Genomic DNA, 22,227 nt, shown 5'->3' with positions numbered 1-22,227 from the left:
AAATGGAGGTTACCATTGACGGTGCGCCTCATGGCACACCTGTCCGCTCGAGCGGACGCTGCCTACGACAACGCCTACCACCACAAGCTCCGTGGGCGAATCTGGCAGGCGCTCGAGGGGACTGACTACGACGCAGCCCACGATACGGACGAACCACCAGGATTCGTGATGTCGAATCCGTTCCCACCAGGCGACATGCGCGAGGGTGACGAGCGGAAACTTCTCGTCGCCTCACACGATGAGGAGGTCCTTGCACATGTCGCCAAGGATTTGCTCGCAGACCGAGAGCTGAACGTCGGCGAGATGCCGTTTCACGTCGAGGACGTGAGCTCTCTCGAGCCTGACGTCGGCGAACCGGGCACGCGGGGAACACTCGAGACGGGGACCGGGTTGCTCGTTCGAATCCCGCCGTGGCAGTGCGACGAGTACGGGATCGACCATCCTGGCGGTGATACGGCAGTCTTCTGGCGGCCTTCACATAGCACTAAGCCACTGATGGAACAGCTCGAGGCCAACCTCGATAAGAAACATCGGCTGTTCGCACCCGAGTATCTGCCAGGACCGAGCGAGGTCGACGGCGACCTGTTCGACGGCTACGAGCTGCTCAAGACGTTCGCAGTGCCGGTGACGGTAACCGAGGGCCAGGAGATGACTTACGTGTTGAGCAAGTGGAAGTTCGAGTATACTGTCCGGGACGACAACCACCGCAGACACCTCAACCTCGCGCTGGACGTCGGTCTCGGAGAACGAAACTCGCTCGGGCTGGGGTTCGTGAACGTCACGGATCGAACCCGGCCGGGTGAAACCGAACTCGAGGGAGAGGATGCTTTCGCCTGAAGCGTTCCGCGACGCCTACGACGACGAGGAGTTAGCCGAGGAGTTGCCGGACTCCCCCATCGGGTCGCTTCGGGACTTGCAGTACCTCTACGGGAAACTCTACACGCTCGCCACTACCGGTGGCGGGGAGTATGCGCCATACCTGACGCCCGACGCCGCGGACGATCTGATCGACACGGACGACAGCCTGCTCGTCGTTCGCGTCGACGTTTCGGGTACGGAGCCACGGCTCGCCGACGATCACCTCGGCGCAGTCTGGCTGACACGGTATACAGAGGGGCTGGTCCAGCAGGTTAGCCACTGTAAGTATCCGGCTGCACGCGGGATCGACCACAGCGTCACCCATCAGGCCGGACGCGACAGCGATCCGGAGAAGCTCGCTCGATACGCGAAAGAGCGCCTCACCAAGTGGGCAACCGATGATGTAGTAGAAACAGCCGCCGACGCCCACGAAGACGGCTGGATCGTCGAGAAACTCGCCGAACTCAGCGAGGACGAGGATGTTCTCGAGGCCATTGAAGACGGCGTGAAGACGAGCCTCGGTGGCGAATCCGCGACTGCACTTCTGACAGTTCAGGTGAAGACCGAGACAGACGGCGAGTATCGCTGGCCCGGTGAGGTCGACGTCTTCCTCGAGGCGATGCGGCGACGGAAGCTCTCGAAGCTCGTCACCAAGAACAAGGCCGACGACTCCTCAGGGGACGCGACGGACCTCGTCACACGAGAGCCGTCCCGGACGGTGGGGACCTCAGAAGACCCACAGAACTACTTCCTCGGCAAGCAACTCGAAAAGTTCCCGGGGCTGGACATCGAGGAGGCGTGGCGATCCCACCCGATTTCCGAAGACGCCGCCGTGACGGTAATGAACGCGGAGGCGTTCGTCGAGGCCTGTACGTACCGAACGTTTGGTGCCAAGGTCTACTACCTGCCGTACTTCTTCGGGCGACCGACGTCCGAGAAGGCCCGCGATCTGTACGGGCTTCTTTATCGGGCAGCAGACGACGGGGATACGACCCCGATCGAGGATGCCTACGAAGAGCACAGGGAACGTGACCTCGATGAGACGTCCCTTCGATTCTACGTCTCAGCGGTGATGCCCCACCAGATGTCTCGCTACGACGTTTTCGGTGAGACGCTGAACGGCCAGTTGCACTACCCGAAGGAACTCGCCTTTAGGCACAATCGGCTGGTTCAGAACACCTCGGCGTTTGTCACCGACGAGGGAGACGATTGGACGGCACCGATGCCGACAAACGAGAAGTGGGAACTGCTCGCGGGTGATGACAACCGGCTTCACGCGGTCTCGACGGGCTGGTATTTCTACCAGACGTTCGCCGAACGCGACGACACTGACGCCGACGCGGACGACCCACGCATTCAGGCGCTGGTCAACGTCCTGAGCGGTGAGCCGATCACCGTCGACGTGCTACTCGAGGAGTTCGTCTCCCGCATCATCAGTGAGGAAACCGACGACGAGTACGACGGCTTCCCGTCGTTTCTGGTTGCGAGCCAGTTCGCCCAGCTGTGTGCACTCGCCGACGGCGACCTCGAGTTGCTCACCACGTCCGATACGGAGAAAGAACCGATCACGCGCGAACCGACCTATGAGGAATACACGATGGAAATTCCGGACATACTAGCCACTGACGGGGGCCACCCCGCAGACGCGAAACTCGAATCGTTTATCCAAGACACGCCTGCACTCGCGCCCGATCCCGACGGGCCATCGATCACCGACGAACGCCGTGGTGCGTTCTTACTCGGCGCGCTCGTCGGTGACATCGCGAGCTACCAGGAGTACAGTGAGGACCGATCGACGACGCTGGTCGATCAGTATCCCGTGAAGTCGATCACCCGGTCGCGGATCAAGAAGGTAACCCAGGAGACAATCGCGAAGACGCTCACCTACACACGTCAAGAAAAGAAAGAGGGCAAGTCCTATCCTGGCACCAAGGCGGACTACATCGTCGACCGGCTCCGGGAGACGATCCTCGATCCCGACCCAGACGAGTGGGAGATCGATACCGACGACCTCCGCTTCTACTACGCGCTCGGGATTACCTACGGCATGAACGACCACCCAGACTGGGAGAACGTAGAGTCCGACGACCAACCCGACCTCGAGGAGGAACACTGAGATGACAGACACAGCTGACACCGTAGAGAACCGCTCCGAAATCGTCTTCCTGTACGACGCCGTCGACGCGAACCCGAACGGTAACCCCCTTAGCGGGGCGAACCGCCCGCGGATCGACCCCCAGACCCAGCAGGCGATCGTCACCGACGTCCGCCTGAAACGATACCTCCGTGACCAGCTCGACGACGACGGTCACGGCGTCTACATCCGGAACGTCAACGAAGAGGGGACTCAGTATACCCGCGGGGAACTCCTCGAGGACCGACTGAAAGCCGTCGACTACGACGACTACGACCTCGAGGACGACGAAGAGGCTCAACAGTTCCGCGAGGACGTCTTCGGCGAGTTCCTCGACAACAGTGTCGACGTCCGGTACTTCGGTGCGACGATGTCGGTCGACACCGACGACGAGTACGCGAAACACCTGCCGGATCACTTCACCGGGCCCGTCCAGTTCTCACCAGGGAAGTCGATCCACGCCGTCAACGAAAACGAGGAGTACGACAGCCTGACGAGCGTGATCGCGACCCAGGAGGGGAAAGAACAGGGTGGCTTCGATTTGGACGATCATCGCATTCAGTACGGACTCATTCGCTTCCACGGGCTCGTGGACGAACACGGAGCCGAGGATACGAAACTCACCACGGACGACATCGAGCGACTCGATACGCTCTGCTGGCGGGCGATCAAGAACCAGACGATCTCCCGGAGCAAGGTCGGCCAGGAACCGCGGCTGTACTGTCGCGTCGAGTACGCCGAGGAGAGTTTCCACCTCGGCGGCCTCGATCGGGACCTCGAGCTCGACCAGGAACGCTCGGAACCCGAAGAGGAACTCCGGACGGTCCGGGATCTGACCCTCGAGGTCGACGGCTTCGTCGATCGGCTGGCGAACGCGAGTGGGCGGGTCGAGCGCGTGCGCGTGGTCGCGAGTGACGTCCTCGAGTTGTCCTACGACGACGAGGTCGGCGGTCCCGAGGTGCTGTACGACGCACTCGAGGACGCACTCGGTTCGGAGGCCGTCGAGGTCGTCGACGTTTACGAGGAACACACCACGACGCTGCCGGACGCCGCCGAGTGACGATGGAACAGGAATCGCTCGAACAGTGGGCAGGAGACGACGAGAGCGACACTAATAGTGGCGACACCGTCTCACCCGAGCGCTGTCTCTCCGTCACCGTTCGTGGCCCGTGGGGACACTTCCGGCGGATCGAGGGGAACGTCGTCAAGCAGACCTACCGGATCATCCCGCGGACCACCGTCGCCGGGCTATTCGCCGCCGTCCTCGGCATCGAACGCGATGGCTACTACGACCTGTTCGCACCCGGTGAGTCCGCGGTGGCGATCGAGCCCGTCAGCGAGATTCGGACGATCAACATGCCGATGAACACGCTCTCGACAGCCGACGGGAACCTCCAGTCGCTCAACGGCCGGGGAAAGCTTAGCGTGAAACTCCCAGACCCGACGACGCTTCGTCAACAGCACAACTACGAGGTCCTCGTCGAGCCAGCGTATCGGATCGACCTCTGGCTGGCTGACGAAGAGCGGTATCGGGAACTCCGGGAAACGCTCGAGGCCGGCAAGAGCCACTACGTCCCCAGTCTCGGTCTCTCGGAACACCTCGCGGAACTCGAGTACCACGGCGAGTTCGAGGTCGAACCCGGGCCGAGCGGTGAGAAAGTCGAGATAGACTCGGCAGTCCCCGATGCCGTCGAGGACGTCGTCTTAGAGCCCGGCACGCGGTGTCAAGTCGAGGAGTCGCCCGCGTTCATGACGACCGACGCCGGCGGGCGGACGACTGCCGGCTTCACGGCCTACACGTACAATCCCGACGCCGGTTCGCTCAAAGTCAAAAATGTGGAGCTGTGCTGCGTCGACGGGCGAACCGTGGTGTTCGTCTGAGATGGCGACTCGGTACTCACATCCACCCGATGAGGGACACGACGGCGTCTTCCTGTGGGACCACCTCGAGGACGTGACCGAACGCGTCCGATACGTGGTGCCGTCAGACGCCCGGACGCCTGCGGGAGAGCCTATGAGGGACGTTGTCGAGACACTCGCGTACGTCCACGACTTCGGGAAGGCGACAACGCACTTTCAGCAGTATCTCGGGGTGCAGTCAGGAACGCCGCCGGACGAACGGTATCGGTACCACGCACCAGTCGGAGCGTTCACCGCCTACTACGCGCTAGACGCCCGCGGGTACGACGCCGAGACCTGTCTCGCGGGCTTTGTCGCCGTTGGGAAACACCACGGAGCCCTGCCGGACATCGCGAAGTACGTGTTCGATCGTTCCCACCGTCGCGAGAACGTCTCTCCGAGTGATTGGAACACCGATGAAAAGAGGCAGGTAATTGTCGCAAAGCAACTTGAGAACATCGACGATCACGTCCCTGACCTCGCAAGTGAAATCATCCAGAAAGCGACGGCTGGAAACGGATCGTGGGAGGCGTTCTGCGAGGGGTTCCTCGAGTTACTCGGAGAAATTGAATCGACCGTCGCGGCGACAGGAACCGGCCCTGGCGTCGACCGGGGGTCGCTGTCTGCGTCGTGTTACGCACTCGTTCTGGAATGCTGGGGATCGCTCGTGCTCGCGGACAAGACGAGTGCTGCCTCGGCTTCGAGAGCATCGGAACTCTCCGAGGACGCCTATGCGGCCGAGCAACCGAGCCTCGAGCGACTTGACGAGTACATCGGCGACCTCGAGGCTGATGCGTGTGCCGACCCGGAGGGAACCCGGAGTGAACGGCTGAACCACTACCGTTCGCGGGCACAGTCGACCGTCCTCGAGAACGCGGAGTCGTTCGCCGACGACGGCGGTGGTGTCGCGACGATTACGTTGCCAACGGGAATGGGCAAGACTCTCGCCGGACTGTCAGCGGCACTCTCCATCCGGAACCGAACCGGCGGCGAACGGATCGTCTACGCACTCCCGTTTACCAGCATCATCGATCAGGTGGTCGACGAAGCCCAAGACATCTACGAGACCGATACTGCGGGCCGTCTGCTCACCGCTCACCACCATCTCGCGGAGACCACGATCCGCGACGTAAACGAGGGTGACGTCGACAAAGCGGACTTACACGACGACGTCGCCGGAATGCTCGCCGAGAGCTGGCGGGCCGGCCTGACTGTGACGACGTTCGTCCAGCTGTTCGAGAGTCTGGCAGGCCCGGCGAACAAGCAGTCGATGAAGGTTCCTGCGCTCCGAAACAGCGTTATCGTCCTCGACGAGCCACAGAGCCTTCCGCTCGACTGGTGGAAACTCGTTCCTCGTCTCGTGACGATGCTAACGGAACGATACGACGCGACGGTTATCGCGATGACCGCGACACAGCCGCAACTGTTCGACAGCGCAGTTGAACTCGTCGACGAGCCGACTGCGTACTTCGAGGCGACCGAACGCGTCCGGTACCGTCTCGATCAGTCGACGGAACGGTACATCGACGAACAAGACGGCGCGAAGTCATACGACGATGCGGTAACGGAACTACTCGAGACCCTCGAGGGTGGCGACGCCACGCTCGCGGTCTGTAACACGATCGACAGCGCGAGAAAGCTGACCGAACTCGTGGCACAACGGTCCCCTGGGCTGGTAGATATCGGAGAAATCTACGCCGACGAACTCGAGGCCGTGGGCGATCCAGAGGCTGTCGATCCAGCGGCGGTTGCCAAGCGGGCCGAAGCCGCTGGAGATCTGTCTATTCTACATCTCTCGACCCGGCTTCGTCCCGTCGATCGGCTCACCCTGATCGAGACAGCGAAGGAACTGACCGGACGCGGACACCCGTTTCTCACGATCTCGACCCAGCTCGTCGAAGCTGGTGTCGACATCAGCTTCGACCGCGTCTATCGTGATCTCGCGCCGATCGACAGCATCGTCCAGGCTGCCGGAAGGTGCAACCGCTCGTTCGAACGAGATCGGGGCGAGGTCACCGTCTGGTGGCTCGAGGCACCCGAAGAACAAGAGAGGACCCCTGCAGAAGCGGTGTACAATCGCGGCGTCTCTCTCTTGCCAGTCGCTGCGCGGACCCTCGAGTCCGTCCGTGGCGACGGGGAGTTCCTCGAGGAAACCGCGGTCGCAAAGGACGCCGTCGAAAAATACTACGAGGCCCTTCACCGGGAGAAAAACGTCGGGAAAGAGACGTACGCGAGCTATGTCGACGAGGCCCGGGCCGACGAACTCGAGAACCTCTCGCTGATCGACCAGCGCAACGCCATCGATGTCGTCGTCTGTCGAACGGACGAAGAACGGGCGGCCGTGGACGCTATTGAGAATGCAGTGGACCGCTACGAGTTCGACGAAGTCAACCGGCGAATGGACGACCTCCGAACGAGACAGGTGTCGGTTCCGTTTTACAGTGCCGATTCGAAGGAAGCACGAGAACTTGGGGACCTCCCACCGATTCATCCCGAGGCGGATGTCCGGTACGTCGACCCCTCGAGGCCGGAGTTCGCTGACTTCTTCGATCCAACGACCGGCTTCGTCGTTCCGGACAACACCGTCGAGCGGAGGTTCCTGTGACCGAGCCAGATCCCGTCTCACGTCTCCTCGAGACTGCCCGCGGAAACCCAACCGACGAGCCGTTTCGCGTCACCGGCGTGATGATGCAGTACTACCACGTCTGTACGCGTGAGCTCTGGTTCGAATCGCGCAATCTCGAGATCGATCGCGAAAACCCCACGGTCGTCCGCGGCACTCGAGTCGACGATACCGCCTACAGCGAGAACCGCCGCAACCTCCACCTCGGGATGATCTCGCTCGACGTCTTAGAGGACGGCCGAATTCTCGAGGTCAAACCATCCTCGGCGCTGACCGAACCGGCGCGGATGCAGCTATCGTACTACCTCTGGTATCTCGAGCACGTCGCCGACGTCGAGCGGAACGGCGTGCTCGCTCACCCCCGTGAACGCAAGCGGGAACCGGTCGAACTCACTGAGGAACGCACAGAGAAAGTCGAGGCCGCCATCCGCGGAATCTACGATGTGGTGACTCGAGAATCGCCACCGTCTGCGGAGGAAAAGCCATTCTGTGAGGCCTGTGCGTACCACGACTTTTGCTGGTGTTGATCATGGACAGAAACTACCACGTGTTTTCAGACGGTCGCATCGAACGCAAAGACGACACGGTCCGGATCGTCACCGACGACGACGAGAAAAAGTACATCCCGATCGAGAACGCCGAGGCGCTGTTCCTCCACGGCCAGATCGACTTCAATACTCGCTTGATGTCGTTTCTGAACCAAGAAGGCGTCGCCATGCACGTGTTTGGCTGGGGGGACTATTACACTGGGTCGATCATGCCGGAGCGGGGCCAGACCTCAGGACAAACCGTCGTCTCGCAGGTCACCGCCTACGAGGACAAGGACCACCGGCGACGACTCGCCGCATCGATCGTCTCCGGAAGCATCCACAACATGCGAACCAACGCCGTCTATTACGACGGTCGCGGCCGCGATATCGAGACTGAAATCGCTGACCTCGAGGCGGCAGCCGACCGTGTCGCTGACGACCTTCCCGTCGACGAACTCATGGGGATCGAGGCGACCGCACGAAAGATCTACTACCGGACGTTCAACGAGATCCTCCCCGAGGAGTTCCGGCTCTCGAGACGGGAGTACAACCCGCCACCGAATGAGGTCAACAGCTTGATCTCGTTTGGCAACTCGCTGGTCTACGCCAACTGCGTCTCCGCGATCCGGGCGACCGCACTCGACCCGACGATCAGCTATCTCCACGAACCCGGCGAACGGCGCTACTCGCTATCGCTCGATCTCGCCGACCTGTTCAAACCCGTCCTCGCCGACCGCGTCCTGTTTCGCCTGGTCAACCGCGGGCAGATCACTCACGACGACTTCGAGACCGATCTCGGGTCGTGTCTGCTGACCGAGGGGGGCCGCCAGACCTACTCGAAGGCGTTCGAGGAAACCCTTGAGCGCACCGTCGACCACCCCGACCTCAACCGAAAGGTCAGCTACCAGTACCTGCTGCGACTCGAGGCATACAAACTCAAAAAGCACCTCCTGACGGGCGAGCCGTACGATCCGTTCGAACGGTGGTGGTGAGATGTACGTCATCATGGTCTACGACCTCCAGGCCGACCGAACCCACAAGGCTCTAAAGATCGGTCGCCGGTACCTCACCCACGTCCAGAACTCCGTCCTCGAGGGTGAAATCTCCAAAGGAGACCTCGAGAAACTACGAAATGAGATCGATGACCTACTCAAGCCCGGCGAATCGACTATCATTTACGAACTTTCGTCGGACACCATTCTCGATCGAACAGTCTACGGTGAAGATCCCACGGAAGAGCAGCGATTTTTGTGAACTTCCGTCGACCCCGGTGGGCTGAGCTAGTATTGCGGGTCGACGGAAGTTCTTTATCGTAGCCGCCCAATACAGAGACTGTAGCTCAAGAATAGAGCATGGTTTCAGACGAACCCTTGTGGGGTTGAAGCCTGGGATATCGGCGGAGTAGCCGCCGCTGGCTGCGGGTTTCAGACGAACCCTTGTGGGGTTGAAGCCGATCGAGTCGACGAGCGAGTCGGCCCACCGCGTTAGTTTCAGACGAACCCTTGTGGGGTTGAAGCCCTCAATTTCGTCCCCCTCTTCGAGGACCGTCTCGAGTTTCAGACGAACCCTTGTGGGGTTGAAGCCGCGACTACGTTTCGATCCTGAACAGCGATAAACTGGTTTCAGACGAACCCTTGTGGGGTTGAAGCAGCCACAGCGACCCGGCGGTATCGGAAGCGACGGCAGTTTCAGACGAACCCTTGTGGGGTTGAAGCAAGACGATCTTGTCCGCGCTCTCGTTGACCTGATGTGGTTTCAGACGAACCCTTGTGGGGTTGAAGCCCCATACTCCCCGTCGTACTCGGCGGTTGCGTGTTGTTTCAGACGAACCCTTGTGGGGTTGAAGCCTCGTCATCATGGCAGTCATCGGCCTCTTGTTCGCCAGTTTCAGACGAACCCTTGTGGGGTTGAAGCCAACTGCCACCCCCTGTCCTTTCGGTTACTTTGATTAGTTTCAGACGAACCCTTGTGGGGTTGAAGCGATCTATTAGTCTTGGAGATGGGCGAAGACGCTACGGTTTCAGACGAACCCTTGTGGGGTTGAAGCGAGAACCACGATAAGGAGTGTGTGGTCTGTGGTGAAAGTTTCAGACGAACCCTTGTGGGGTTGAAGCGTCAGATGAGGCGCTACGGACCGTCTTAGACTCGGGTTTCAGACGAACCCTTGTGGGGTTGAAGCCCCACTCGGGGACGTACTCTGCCATGCTGTGTGGCGGTTTCAGACGAACCCTTGTGGGGTTGAAGCACCAGCTACAATCGATTCTCGAGCCCGCGACTCCAGTTTCAGACGAACCCTTGTGGGGTTGAAGCAGTGGCTCGAGCGACGACACGGTAAAAGCGCTGGTTTCAGACGAACCCTTGTGGGGTTGAAGCTTGTTACTCATCCCAGGGCACCTGGGTTAGATCGTTTCAGACGAACCCTTGTGGGGTTGAAGCTAACTCTTATTTTAGTTTCGTATCGGTTTGCCAAGGTTTCAGACGAACCCTTGTGGGGTTGAAGCACCATCTTCTGGCGTCCGGAGTTCAGTGACGCTCAGTTTCAGACGAACCCTTGTGGGGTTGAAGCCGCAGGCACACGTTCTCGCCGTCGACCTGGAGAGCGTCGTTTCAGACGAACCCTTGTGGGGTTGAAGCCGCGACTGGGTGAGTGGCATCGGCAAAAGTGCCGCGTTTCAGACGAACCCTTGTGGGGTTGAAGCAGGTTGATGCGGACGAACGCCTCGTGCTCTCGCGTGTTTCAGACGAACCCTTGTGGGGTTGAAGCCTCGACGACCACGACATCGCCGTGCCGGTCAGTGGTTTCAGACGAACCCTTGTGGGGTTGAAGCGTCTCGTCCAAGACGATCTCCATCTCTTCCTCGAGATGTTTCAGACGAACCCTTGTGGGGTTGAAGCAAACCCACCGAGCGCGAGATCCGCGCTGGGCTGACAGTTTCAGACGAACCCTTGTGGGGTTGAAGCGGCAGTACATGCCGGGCGACGTCGACCAGCAAGACGGTTTCAGACGAACCCTTGTGGGGTTGAAGCACCCAGAACTCCTCGAGACGAACAAAGCGGGCCTGGTTTCAGACGAACCCTTGTGGGGTTGAAGCCTGAACCCGGCGGTGATGCCTACAAAGACCGTGTTTCAGACGAACCCTTGTGGGGTTGAAGCAGCCTGTTCGCAGACACGATCGTCAACGACGTCCTCGGTTTCAGACGAACCCTTGTGGGGTTGAAGCATCTACGCCGACACCAGCGAAAAGGTCGAGATGATCGTTTCAGACGAACCCTTGTGGGGTTGAAGCGTCCGTACCGTCGCCAGTGAGCACGATTAGGTGTTTCAGACGAACCCTTGTGGGGTTGAAGCGAACAGTTAGATGGGTATTGGCTTTGTTCCTATACAGGTTTCAGACGAACCCTTGTGGGGTTGAAGCCCGACGATACCGGCGACGACCACTGCTGCGAGCCGTTTCAGACGAACCCTTGTGGGGTTGAAGCCGCCAGGCTGACGCAAGCGAGCTGACGCTCGCCGAGTTTCAGACGAACCCTTGTGGGGTTGAAGCGAGGATATGCAACAGCAGAACCTCGAGCGCGTCTACGTTTCAGACGAACCCTTGTGGGGTTGAAGCTTTATTTTGGAACGCTGTGTTGCGAACGCGCTCGTTTCAGACGAACCCTTGTGGGGTTGAAGCCCGACGCGCGGAGCAATCCCGAACGGTTGCGGCGCGTTTCAGACGAACCCTTGTGGGGTTGAAGCATTGGAGTTGTGATGTACGACGTGGCCGGTGGCGAAGGTTTCAGACGAACCCTTGTGGGGTTGAAGCTCTAGGGTTAGATGATGGGTCTAAGGTGATCGTTGGGGTTTCAGACGAACCCTTGTGGGGTTGAAGCCGTCCCACCATCGGCGGTTGGATCGTCGTCTCCGAGTTTCAGACGAACCCTTGTGGGGTTGAAGCGCCCGCACCGTCTCAGTCCGCGCCCTCGAGCAGTGTTTCAGACGAACCCTTGTGGGGTTGAAGCCACAGTCAGGACACTCGTAACCGTCGCTCATACAAGCGTTTCAGACGAACCCTTGTGGGGTTGAAGCGCCAGCGGCGACGATACCCCGGAGGACGACGTCGAGTTTCAGACGAACCCTTGTGGGGTTGAAGCTCGAGCGACAACGACTTAGGTCAAATCCCGGTCGACTAGTTTCAGACGAACCCTTGTGGGGTTGAAGCCCGCACTCGAAGCAAACCGTGTCGGGTTTCATCGGTTTCAGACGAACCCTTGTGGGGTTGAAGCACGGAGCGAGTCGACCCCGACGAAGTGAGCTTTCACAGTTTCAGACGAACCCTTGTGGGGTTGAAGCGACCTCAGACCAATTGCCGGCGTCTTGGCGCGTCTGGTTTCAGACGAACCCTTGTGGGGTTGAAGCCACACGCCGCGGAGTGGTCGAAAACCGAGATCCGAGTTTCAGACGAACCCTTGTGGGGTTGAAGCGTCACGCTGTGTGCGGCACTTTTGCCGATGCCAGTGTTTCAGACGAACCCTTGTGGGGTTGAAGCCCGTCGACGATCCGTTTCGGCGCTGGCTCGAACCCGCGTTTCAGACGAACCCTTGTGGGGTTGAAGCCGCTCGAGGAGGACGACCTGATCGCGAGTGAACTCGAGTTTCAGACGAACCCTTGTGGGGTTGAAGCATCAGCAAGGTCTTTTAGCGTCTTGCCTGAATCCCAGTTTCAGACGAACCCTTGTGGGGTTGAAGCCATTGACTCGCGGATTGTGAAACTTACCGGGGCATGGAGTTTCAGACGAACCCTTGTGGGGTTGAAGCTCGTCGATCTCCTCGTCGGGGTTCGGCTGGATAGCGTTTCAGACGAACCCTTGTGGGGTTGAAGCGATACCATCCAGAATCCGAACCCGAAACGCCCGAAAGTTTCAGACGAACCCTTGTGGGGTTGAAGCAATGTTGTCGGCAAACTCCTCTACACGCTGCTCGTTTCAGACGAACCCTTGTGGGGTTGAAGCGACACATCCAGACGGCAATAGGCTTAGTCAGCGAGTTTCAGACGAACCCTTGTGGGGTTGAAGCTGGAAGTCCTCGGACATCTTTGACGGTTTTGAGGAGGTTTCAGACGAACCCTTGTGGGGTTGAAGCGTGACTTGGAGAAAGGTCTCCCCCGCCGAGGCCGACAGTTTCAGACGAACCCTTGTGGGGTTGAAGCATCATCGTCGATAGTCCGCCACAACTGGGCAACCTTGTTTCAGACGAACCCTTGTGGGGTTGAAGCATCGACGAAGGTGCCGACGAGAAACCCGATCTGTACGTTTCAGACGAACCCTTGTGGGGTTGAAGCCGCTCCAGCGTTGGCATAGGCGTCTCGGTTGTCGGGTTTCAGACGAACCCTTGTGGGGTTGAAGCGTCGGATGGCGGCGGTGGCGGTGGAACGACGATCGGTTTCAGACGAACCCTTGTGGGGTTGAAGCGACGAGGACTGGCACTACGACGTCCTCGAGGACCGTTTCAGACGAACCCTTGTGGGGTTGAAGCTCCTCGAACTCGAGGACTCGAGCGGCAACGAGCAACGTTTCAGACGAACCCTTGTGGGGTTGAAGCTCCTCGAACTCGAGGACTCGAGCGGCAACGAGCAACGTTTCAGACGAACCCTTGTGGGGTTGAAGCTCGTTAGTCATCGGTCTCAGTAGTCGTGTGGACGAGTTTCAGACGAACCCTTGTGGGGTTGAAGCCAGTTTACGCCACAGCAGGGCGTCCCGCGCTACGAGTTTCAGACGAACCCTTGTGGGGTTGAAGCTCGTGGACAGTGCCGAGGCTCTTCGTCGACGGTGCGCGGTTTCAGACGAACCCTTGTGGGGTTGAAGCAGTACTATGACAAAAGATAATCCTTCGAGACGACAGGTTTCAGACGAACCCTTGTGGGGTTGAAGCGACGTTGTCCCAAGTGGGAATAATGCCTTAAGACAGTTTCAGACGAACCCTTGTGGGGTTGAAGCGGGTTGTGTCTGGATTGTGTGCCCCATCCAGCCGTGTTTCAGACGAACCCTTGTGGGGTTGAAGCACCGAAAGCGTTCTCGAGAATCGTTTCCTGAGCGTGTTTCAGACGAACCCTTGTGGGGTTGAAGCCTCCATCAACGGCAGGATGGTATCTTTGATCATTCGGCCCGCGTTTCAGACGAACCCTTGTGGGGTTGAAGCTCTCGGTACCCCATCTCGACCAGCTGCTGCTCGGAGTGTTTCAGACGAACCCTTGTGGGGTTGAAGCCCTCGACGATCAGGTGGGGATAGAGCGGATCCGTGCGTTTCAGACGAACCCTTGTGGGGTTGAAGCATCGTCAACACGGCCACCTGGCGCAAGCGCGAACTCGTTTCAGACGAACCCTTGTGGGGTTGAAGCGGGTTCGGGAAGTCAATGTCCTCAGTCGTGATGCCGGTTTCAGACGAACCCTTGTGGGGTTGAAGCGACATCCGCGTCACGGGCGCAAGCGACGACGGTGTCGTTTCAGACGAACCCTTGTGGGGTTGAAGCCAGCGAACCTTCCAGCGAACCGCCTGGCGCGGGAAGCGTTTCAGACGAACCCTTGTGGGGTTGAAGCGCCTTCGGTGTCCAGGTTCACTTCGACGGCGTCGTGTTTCAGACGAACCCTTGTGGGGTTGAAGCGTCTGGGTTTTTGCCCATGATGCCGGAAATGACGGCGTTTCAGACGAACCCTTGTGGGGTTGAAGCGCCTGGTCGTCATCGACGGAAGCCCGGCTGTCGGCGTTTCAGACGAACCCTTGTGGGGTTGAAGCCTCAAGGAGATCCGTCGCCCGCTGCCGGCCGACCGGTTTCAGACGAACCCTTGTGGGGTTGAAGCGTCTTGCTTGCGACCGCGCTCGTCGCTCTCCTCGGGGTTTCAGACGAACCCTTGTGGGGTTGAAGCATCCACAATGTGCGAACAGTGTTTCATGAACGCATGTTTCAGACGAACCCTTGTGGGGTTGAAGCGAACATCTGACAGCGGTGAAACGCGACTTCAAGACGCGTTTCAGACGAACCCTTGTGGGGTTGAAGCCCGTCCCTCGGGAACGTGGACACGGATGCACTGATCGTTTCAGACGAACCCTTGTGGGGTTGAAGCGCCCCACTCTGGCGCTCGAGACAGTCGTGGACGAAGTTTCAGACGAACCCTTGTGGGGTTGAAGCTCGAGTGTGTCTAACTCGTCGGGGTGGATGTTGTTTCAGACGAACCCTTGTGGGGTTGAAGCGAAGTAAGAAACTCAGACAGTACACCAAGGGCGACGGTTTCAGACGAACCCTTGTGGGGTTGAAGCCTTGGTCGCTCTATTGAGAACAGTATCAACCGGGTGTTTCAGACGAACCCTTGTGGGGTTGAAGCATCTAGGATTACGTGGCCGCCGTTCGCCCGAACCAAGAGTTTCAGACGAACCCTTGTGGGGTTGAAGCTTCACTGGCGTACTCGGCAGACCGACCCGCAAGCGCGGTTTCAGACGAACCCTTGTGGGGTTGAAGCACTCGGCGACTACTTGGACCTGTAGCAATTGTCCGGTTTCAGACGAACCCTTGTGGGGTTGAAGCCGCACACCGGTCGAGGTCGTCGACCATGACGATCTCGTTTCAGACGAACCCTTGTGGGGTTGAAGCTACTCCGTTGTCCTCCGAGTGCAATTCGGCGCGGACGTGGTTTCAGACGAACCCTTGTGGGGTTGAAACACGGTGTACTTCTTCGCTTGCGCCTAAACTGACATACTCAGGCCGTCTCAGGCCTCGAGGGCGTCGTCCTCGAGCCACGAGCCGGCCCAACACTCGATCTCGTCGAAGACGGGCTCGAGTGACTCGCCTTTCTCGGTCAGGCTGTAGTAGGTCGCGATCGGGGCGTCTTCCTCAATGCGTCGTTCGACGAAGCCCATCTCGCCGAGGTCGTCGAGCACCCGCGAGAGGGTGCGGGCGTTCGCGCCGGTCGACCGTTTGAGCTCGTTGAACCGTTGTTCACCGGCGAGGAGTTCGTGGAGGACCGCCAGCCGCCACTGGGAGCCGATCTGCTCGAGCGAGGCGATGACCGGGCAGGCGTCGACCGAGTCGATCTCTTCGTCGCGGGGATCGGGCTGGTGGGATGACATCGTCGTAGTTGGTTCGGCTACGTCTCGGCCGGCTTTACCAGTTCGGTTTCGAATCAGCTAACACGACGATAGCTGTCACGGGAGCGATCGCCGTCGGACGACAGTACGAGCGATGAGATTCGGGGTCGCTGCCCTACTCGGTGAGACTGTCCTCGAGTGCCTCGAGTGCGCGCAGACAGACGGGCGCGTACCCGGTTGCCGTCGGCGGGAGTTCGAAGGCGACTCGACAGCGCCCCTCGCGGAGGTCGTCGACGCGGTGGCCGGCTCCGGGAAGTCCGAGGAGCCGCCAGTTCCAGCGCCGTTCGGCGGGGACGTACGCCGTGATCCGAAACGGAACCCACGTCCCGAGGGCCCGAACGCGGCCGGTCGTCCCCAGCCGAATCCGACGGTCGGTCGCTTCGACGCCCGAGACGATCGGCGACCACGTCGGCCAGCGGGTGGTGTCGACGAGCAGTTCCCAGGCGTCGGCAGCATCGGCCGCGATCACGTGGGAGGCCTCGAGTCGGCGACCGTCGTGCGTTTCCGTCGTCCGGAGACGAGTCATGGTCGTCAGTACGGTCGCATCGGATATGGTGGTTTGTACCGCCATCGATACTCGAAGACGTTGTCTCGTCGGTCGGTGGTGTGTCGACGCCGAGGTCGTCGACGCTGTCGCGATCGGCCGCCGATACTCGAAACACCCCTTCGCGGTCGACGAGAGAGACTCGAGGCTCGGGGCGAGTGACACCGGCACAGCGCGCGAAAAAGGCGATATCGAACGAAACGGCCGCTGGCGGCGGGTAGACGGTCTGCCGTATCGCTCTCCCGGTGTACCCGCGACCGCCCTGCGGTCACACCGGACCTGGCGGACAGCAGACCGTCTCATACGGATTGCTGTACCGATGTACCGGCGCAGCCGCAGCCCGGGTCGCGGTTGCGCCGGTACCGACGTACAGTAGTCCGTCTCAGTCACGACTGAAGACGCTCTTGATTCGCGAGACGATACCGCTGTCGTCGTTGCGATCCGCGTCTCGGTCGGTGTGTTCGTCCGCCATAGACACGTGATACTAGCAGCACGATCGACTAAAACGTAATGGATATTTGCCCTCTTCGCCGTTGATTCAACGAAGTGTGGGACTGATACAGACTGCCGACTCACGTACTGTTTTCCCCGTTGCCTGCCTCTGGCCGGTATGGAGTACACGACGCTTGGTTCGACCGGAATGGAGGTCAGTCGACTCTGTCTCGGCTGTATGAGTTTCGGCTCGAGCGACTGGCGCGAGTGGGTTCTCGAGGAGGAAGAGAGCAAAGCGATCATCGACCGTGCCATCGACCTCGGAATCAACTTCTTCGATACGGCGAACAGTTACTCGAAAGGCGAGTCCGAACGGATCCTCGGCGAGGCTCTCGAGGGTCACCGCGAGCGATCCGTCGTCGCCACGAAGGGCTACTTCCAGATGCGCGAGGACGATCCGAACTCGGGTGGGCTCTCCCGGAAGGCGATCGAGCAGGAACTGGCGGCCAGCCGCGAGCGACTGGGGATGGAGACCATCGATCTCTACCAGATCCACCGCTGGGACGAGGAGACGCCGATCGAGACGACGCTGCGAGCGCTCGACGACGCGGTTCGGCGCGGCGAGGTCCGCCATATCGGCGCCTCCTCGATGTGGGCCCACCAGTTTGCCGAATCGCTCTATACGAGCGATGCGTCGGGTCTCGAGCGATTCCAGACGATGCAGAACCACTACAATCTCGTCTACCGCGAGGAGGAACGCGAGATGTTACCCCTCTGTGAAAAGGAGGAGATCGGCGTGTTGCCGTGGTCGCCACTGGCCCGCGGCTATCTCACGCGCCCACACGAGGAGATCGATGCGACGGCCCGCGGGGAGGCCGAAGAACACATGTACGAACATCCGTACCGCGAGGGAGGTGGCCGAGAGATCAACGAACGCGTCGCCGAGATCGCTGCCGACAAGGGCGTGACGATGGCACAGATCGCCCTCGCCTGGTTGCTCCACAAGGAGTGGGTCGACGCGCCGATCATCGGGACGACCAGCGTCGAACACCTGGAACAGGCCGTCGAAGCCCTCGACATCTCACTGTCGGCCTCGGAGCTGGCGTATCTCGAGGAGCCCTACGAGCCGGTACCGGTGTCGGGACACGAGTAGCGACAGACGTCTGTTCTGACCGATCGGACCGACGGGAAGCGATCGGTGGCGCTCGAGCATGGGAGCCGTTTCGATCGACCGATACAATATTTGCCGTTAGTAAACCAAATATGGTTTCTGTATAACCTAATATGGGGCAAGAGTAATTAGAGTTCGTTTACGACGTCTGAGCACTGACTGCCGAAGCCGCCGTTCGATCGCGACACCGGCGTTTCGGCGACCGAACTCAGGATAATGCCACACACGAGATTCGATTCGTCATCGACGACCCCGGAGCGTACGCGCGAACAGCCCTCGTCCGAACGGGCAGCAGACCAGTCGACGACCGATTCCACTGCGTCTACGACCTGTCCCGAGTGTGATGGCCGATTGCTCGCTCGCGACGACCAGACACACTGTGCGGACTGTGGCCTCGTCGTCGACGAGGACCGTATCGACCGCGGCCCCGAATGGCGTGCGTTCGACGCCGCCGAGAACGACGAGAAGTCCCGCGTCGGCTCCCCGACCACGAACATGCTGCACGATCGGGGGCTGTCGACGACGATCGACTGGCGGGACAAAGACGGGTACGGTGCCACCCTCTCGGCCCGAAAGCGCCGGCAGATGCAGCGCCTTCGAACCTGGGACGAACGCTTCCGGACGCGCGATGCAAGCGATCGGAACCTCAAACACGCCCTCGGCGAGATCGACCGCATGGCGAGCGCACTCGGCATCCCCGACGCCGCCTGTGAGACGGCGAGTGTCATCTATCGACGGGCACTCGAGGAGGAGCTGTTGCCCGGTCGATCGATCGAGGGGATGGCGACGGCCGCGTTACACGCCGCGGTCCGGCAGGCGGGCATCCCGAGGTCGATCGACGAACTCGCGACCGTTAGCCGGATCGACTACCTCGAGACGGCTCGATCGTACCGGTATCTCGTTCGGGAACTCGAACTTCCGATGGCGCCGCCGGACCCGCTCGAGTACCTGCCACGGTATGCCTCGACGCTCGGGGTCTCCTCGGAGACGGAACGGCGTGCCCACGAACTACTCGAGGGCGCGATCGAGTCGGGAATCCACAGCGGCAAACATCCGGTCGGTCTCGCTGCGGCGGCGATCTACGCGGCCGACCGGCTGACGGACGACGAACTCACACAGGACGCCGTCTCGGACGCCACCGACGTCAGTACGGTGACGATCCGCAACCGGTATCAGGAACTGCTCGAGCACGAACTCGGGTCTCCCGAGTCGACGACCGCTGAGTGAGACGGTCTCCTGTCGTCACTGCCCGCCGGTCCCCGACCCCGTGTCGATCGGCGGGACAGCAGTCCGTATGAGCACCGCAACACCGCTCGCGTCGCCGCGTCTCGACCGGCGACGTCGATCGCGAGCTAGCTCATGAACAGCCGTCTGCCGGCTCGTTCGTGGCGCATCCCCATGATCTCCGCCAGCGGTGCGAAGGAGGCCATCGCCGTCGCATCGTCGTCGACGTGCCGTTTACAGACGTCGGCTACGACGGCCTCTAGCTTCGAGAGCACCGACTGGATCTCCGTGTGGCCGAACCGCCCGAGCCGCTGGGCTGCACCCAAAAGCCCCGTAACGAAAGAGTAGGCGTGTGCCAGGCAGGCCTCGAGTCGCGACAGCCCTCGCGTCTCGGCGACGACGCCGAAGGCGACCGAATAGTGACCAGGTGTTTCGTCGGCCGCGACGGCGTCGGCAAAGTCGGCCTCGAGGCCGCTTGGCACATCGTCGTCGGCAGCCGTCTCGGCGAACAGTTCACAGAGCTTTGCCCCCGCTTTCGTCGAACTCTCACGGAACTCGCGGGGCATCGTCACCGCGTGGAGGCGCTCGTCGACCGCGAGTAGGGCCTCGAGATCGCCCGCCGCGCTCGCGGCGTGGGCGTTGGCCAGCGCGACGGTCTCGCAGGGACCGACTACCCGCCGGAGGTAGGCCGCGATCAGCGCCCGGAGGTCGTCGCCATCTTCGATCCGATCCTCGTTGATGTACTGCTCGAGGCCGTAGGAGGCTGTGTAGCCACCGACGGGGAGAAACGAGTCCGAGAGCCGGAGTGCGGTCAGGAACACACCCTCACTCGAGTCCGAGTCCGCGCCGATGTCCGGTTCCACACTCGAATCAATAGTCATGGTGGTCGTGTTCGTGGTCAGTCTGGTCGTGCTCGTGGCCGCCGGCGTGGTCGTGACTGTGGTCAGCGTGACCATGGTCGTGGTGGTCGATAGCACGAGCGTGTCCGTGTTCGGAATCGCCGCCGTGGCCGTGAGCGTCGGCGTCGACATCGGTCACGAACAGATCCGCTTTGACGGTCGTCTCCCGGAGTTCCGAGCCTGGAACGACGTCGGCGACGACACGCTCAACGATGTGGCGGTCGGCCTCGAGGGGGACGTAGACGACGCCGTCTTCGACCGCCAGGTCCCAGTGTTGGTTGCCGATCCGGTGACCGAGTTCGACCGCTGCCTCGAGACGGTCGTCGGTCGCCGCGGGGAGGGCGATCGCGAGCGCATCGCGGGGCTCGAACGCGACGACGATCATTCGATCGTCCTCGCACAACAGGACGGATACGTGGTTTCGGTGTTCGAATGGAGAAGTAAATGTCGTGGTCGGTTGCGGGAGGGTCGCGCTATGAGACTGCGTTCGGTTCACGTGGGAGTATCCGTCGCCGGTGATCTCGCGTGACGGGTCGCGGCGTCGCTCGCCGTGACGTTCTCGCCGGCAGTGTGGCCACCGCACTCACCGGACTCGCCGGCTGCGTCGCGGAAGGCGGTATGGTCGGCTTCGAGTCCGGCTCCGACGGTCCCACTCTCGCCGTCCTCGAGGACCGTTCGCGGGACTTCGCACTGACGGGGACACCGAAGTACCGAACGACGATGCTGGCGATCGAGGAGATCAACCGCGACGGCGGGATCTTGGGCGAGGAGATCGACGTCTTCGCGCCCGACCCGCAGTCGGACAACATGCGCTACCAGGATCTCACCCGGCACGCGATCTACCGAGAGGACGTCGACGCCATGTGGGCTGGCTACTCGAGTGCGACGCGAGAGGCGATTCGTCCGATCGTCAACGATCACGAGCAGCTGTACTTCTATACGACCCAGTACGAGGGCGGCGTCTGCGATAAGACGGTGTTCCCGCTGGGTGCGACTGCCCGCCAGCAACTCGGGGCAGTCGTTCCCTACATGATCGACGAGTACGGCGACGAGATCTACACGATCGCCGCCGACTACAACTTCGGGCAGCTGTCGGGCGACTGGGTGCGGATCATCGCCGAGGAACACGGCGCGGAGGTCGTCGGCGAGGAGTACATTCCACTAGACGAATCACAGTTTGGCTCGACGATCAACAACATCCAGTCGGCCGATCCCGACTTCGTGATGTCGATGCTCGTCGGGCAGGATCACTCCTCGTTCTACGAGCAGCGACTGGCCAGCGGACTCACCGACGTGCCGATCGGGACGTCGACGAACATGGCACAGGAGTACGAACACCTCCGGATCGATCCGCCCGCACTCCAGGACGTCTACGCCGGCGTCAACTACATGGAGGAGCTCCCGACCGACCGCAACGAGGCCTTCGTCGAGCGCTACGACGAGCGCTGGGACGACGCCGAGTACATCAACCAGGAGGCACAGAACAACTACTTCTCGGTCTACCTCTACAAGGAAGCGGTCGAGCGCGCGGGCACGTTCGAGACCGACGCCGTACTCGAACAACTCGAGTCCGGACTCGAAGTCGAGGCGCCGGAAGGCGACATCGCCCTCGATCCGGCGACCCACCACATGGAACACAACATGCGCGTCGCACACGCAGACGAGAACCACGAGATCACGTTCACGGAATCGGAGACGATCGGGCCGGCCTTCTTAGAGGAGGTCGGCTGCGATCTGACGAGCGAGGCCGAACAGACCCAGTACGAACCGGATGCGTTCTACGAGGTGGCCTGAG

14 protein-coding genes, 1 pseudogene and 1 CRISPR repeat array are annotated in these 22,227 nt (G+C 60.8%); of the genes and pseudogenes, 11 read left to right on the top strand and 4 right to left on the bottom strand.

Annotated elements, in window-relative coordinates; translation table 11 throughout:
- The first annotated feature begins 30 nt into the window (after positions 1-30).
- Genes cas6 through cas2 form a run of 8 tightly spaced genes read left to right on the top strand, consistent with a single transcriptional unit; the run spans position 31 to position 9,298 of the window.
- Positions 31-837, top strand: a complete 807-nt coding sequence (cas6, locus tag RBH26_RS01195) for a CRISPR-associated endoribonuclease Cas6 (protein WP_306756017.1) — start codon at positions 31-33, stop codon at positions 835-837.
- A complete protein-coding gene (gene cas8b / locus RBH26_RS01190) occupies positions 824-2,974 on the top strand; it encodes a type I-B CRISPR-associated protein Cas8b/Csh1 (protein ID WP_306756015.1) in 2,151 nt (716 codons plus the stop codon). The genes cas6 and cas8b overlap by 14 nt, the downstream gene beginning before the upstream one ends.
- Position 2,975: 1 nt before the next feature.
- Positions 2,976-4,052, top strand: coding sequence for a type I-B CRISPR-associated protein Cas7/Csh2 (gene cas7b / locus RBH26_RS01185; RefSeq protein WP_306756013.1), 1,077 nt, complete (start codon positions 2,976-2,978; stop codon positions 4,050-4,052).
- 2 nt (positions 4,053-4,054) lie between these two features.
- Positions 4,055-4,873: a type I-B CRISPR-associated protein Cas5b gene (cas5b, locus tag RBH26_RS01180; protein ID WP_306756011.1), complete on the top strand. Its 819-nt coding sequence runs from the start codon at positions 4,055-4,057 to the stop codon at positions 4,871-4,873.
- 1 nt (position 4,874) lies between these two features.
- Complete coding sequence (locus RBH26_RS01175) at positions 4,875-7,496, top strand: CRISPR-associated endonuclease Cas3'' (RefSeq protein ID WP_306756009.1); 2,622 nt, start codon at positions 4,875-4,877, stop codon at positions 7,494-7,496.
- Positions 7,493-8,041 carry a CRISPR-associated protein Cas4 gene (locus tag RBH26_RS01170; protein ID WP_306756008.1) on the top strand — a complete coding sequence of 183 codons (549 nt, stop codon included), beginning with the start codon at positions 7,493-7,495 and terminating at the stop codon, positions 8,039-8,041. Before RBH26_RS01175 ends, RBH26_RS01170 begins: the two co-directional genes overlap by 4 nt.
- A 2-nt stretch (positions 8,042-8,043) precedes the next feature.
- Positions 8,044-9,036, top strand: a complete 993-nt coding sequence (gene cas1b / locus RBH26_RS01165) for a type I-B CRISPR-associated endonuclease Cas1b (RefSeq protein WP_306756007.1) — start codon at positions 8,044-8,046, stop codon at positions 9,034-9,036.
- 1 nt (position 9,037) lies between these two features.
- A complete protein-coding gene (cas2, locus tag RBH26_RS01160) occupies positions 9,038-9,298 on the top strand; it encodes a CRISPR-associated endonuclease Cas2 (RefSeq protein ID WP_306756005.1) in 261 nt (86 codons plus the stop codon).
- 101 nt (positions 9,299-9,399) lie between these two features.
- Positions 9,400-15,737: direct repeats of the CRISPR family, unit length 30 nt; unit sequence GTTTCAGACGAACCCTTGTGGGGTTGAAGC.
- Between the two features lie 47 nt (positions 15,738-15,784).
- Here the strand turns inward: cas2 and RBH26_RS01155 are convergent.
- Positions 15,785-16,144 carry a helix-turn-helix domain-containing protein gene (locus tag RBH26_RS01155; RefSeq protein WP_306756003.1) on the bottom strand — a complete coding sequence of 120 codons (360 nt, stop codon included), beginning with the start codon at positions 16,142-16,144 and terminating at the stop codon, positions 15,785-15,787.
- Positions 16,145-16,277: 133 nt separating this feature from the next.
- On the bottom strand, positions 16,278-16,688 hold the full coding sequence (locus RBH26_RS01150; protein ID WP_306756002.1) for an SRPBCC family protein: 411 nt from the start codon (positions 16,686-16,688) through the stop codon (positions 16,278-16,280).
- A 628-nt stretch (positions 16,689-17,316) separates the two neighbouring features.
- On the opposite strand from RBH26_RS01150, the gene RBH26_RS01145 reads away from it, so the two are divergent.
- Together RBH26_RS01145 and RBH26_RS01140 are read left to right on the top strand one after the other, a co-directional pair.
- Entirely contained in the window at positions 17,317-18,291 is a 975-nt protein-coding gene (locus RBH26_RS01145; RefSeq protein WP_306756001.1) for an aldo/keto reductase, read from the top strand.
- Between the two features lie 234 nt (positions 18,292-18,525).
- Positions 18,526-19,536, top strand: a complete 1,011-nt coding sequence (locus RBH26_RS01140; RefSeq protein ID WP_306756000.1) for a TFIIB-type zinc ribbon-containing protein — start codon at positions 18,526-18,528, stop codon at positions 19,534-19,536.
- A 125-nt stretch (positions 19,537-19,661) separates the two neighbouring features.
- Here the strand turns inward: RBH26_RS01140 and RBH26_RS01135 are convergent, their stop codons facing one another.
- The gene (locus tag RBH26_RS01135) at positions 19,662-20,414 is read right to left on the bottom strand and encodes an urease accessory UreF family protein (protein ID WP_306755999.1); all 753 of its coding nucleotides are present in this window, start codon (positions 20,412-20,414) and stop codon (positions 19,662-19,664) included.
- Positions 20,404-20,841 (bottom strand): annotated as a pseudogene (locus RBH26_RS01130) (urease accessory protein UreE); the annotation flags it as partial. The gene RBH26_RS01135 and the pseudogene RBH26_RS01130, both read right to left, overlap by 11 nt.
- A gap of 116 nt (positions 20,842-20,957) precedes the next feature.
- On the opposite strand from RBH26_RS01130, the gene RBH26_RS01125 reads away from it, so the two are divergent.
- Positions 20,958-22,226 carry an urea ABC transporter substrate-binding protein gene (locus RBH26_RS01125; protein ID WP_306755998.1) on the top strand — a complete coding sequence of 423 codons (1,269 nt, stop codon included), beginning with the start codon at positions 20,958-20,960 and terminating at the stop codon, positions 22,224-22,226.
- The last annotated feature ends 1 nt before the right edge of the window (position 22,227 follow it).

Origin of the sequence: Natronolimnohabitans sp. A-GB9 (assembly GCF_030848565.1) — an archaeon.
Lineage (GTDB): Archaea > Halobacteriota > Halobacteria > Halobacteriales > Natrialbaceae > Natronolimnohabitans.
This window is presented reverse-complemented; position numbering and strand designations above follow the sequence as displayed.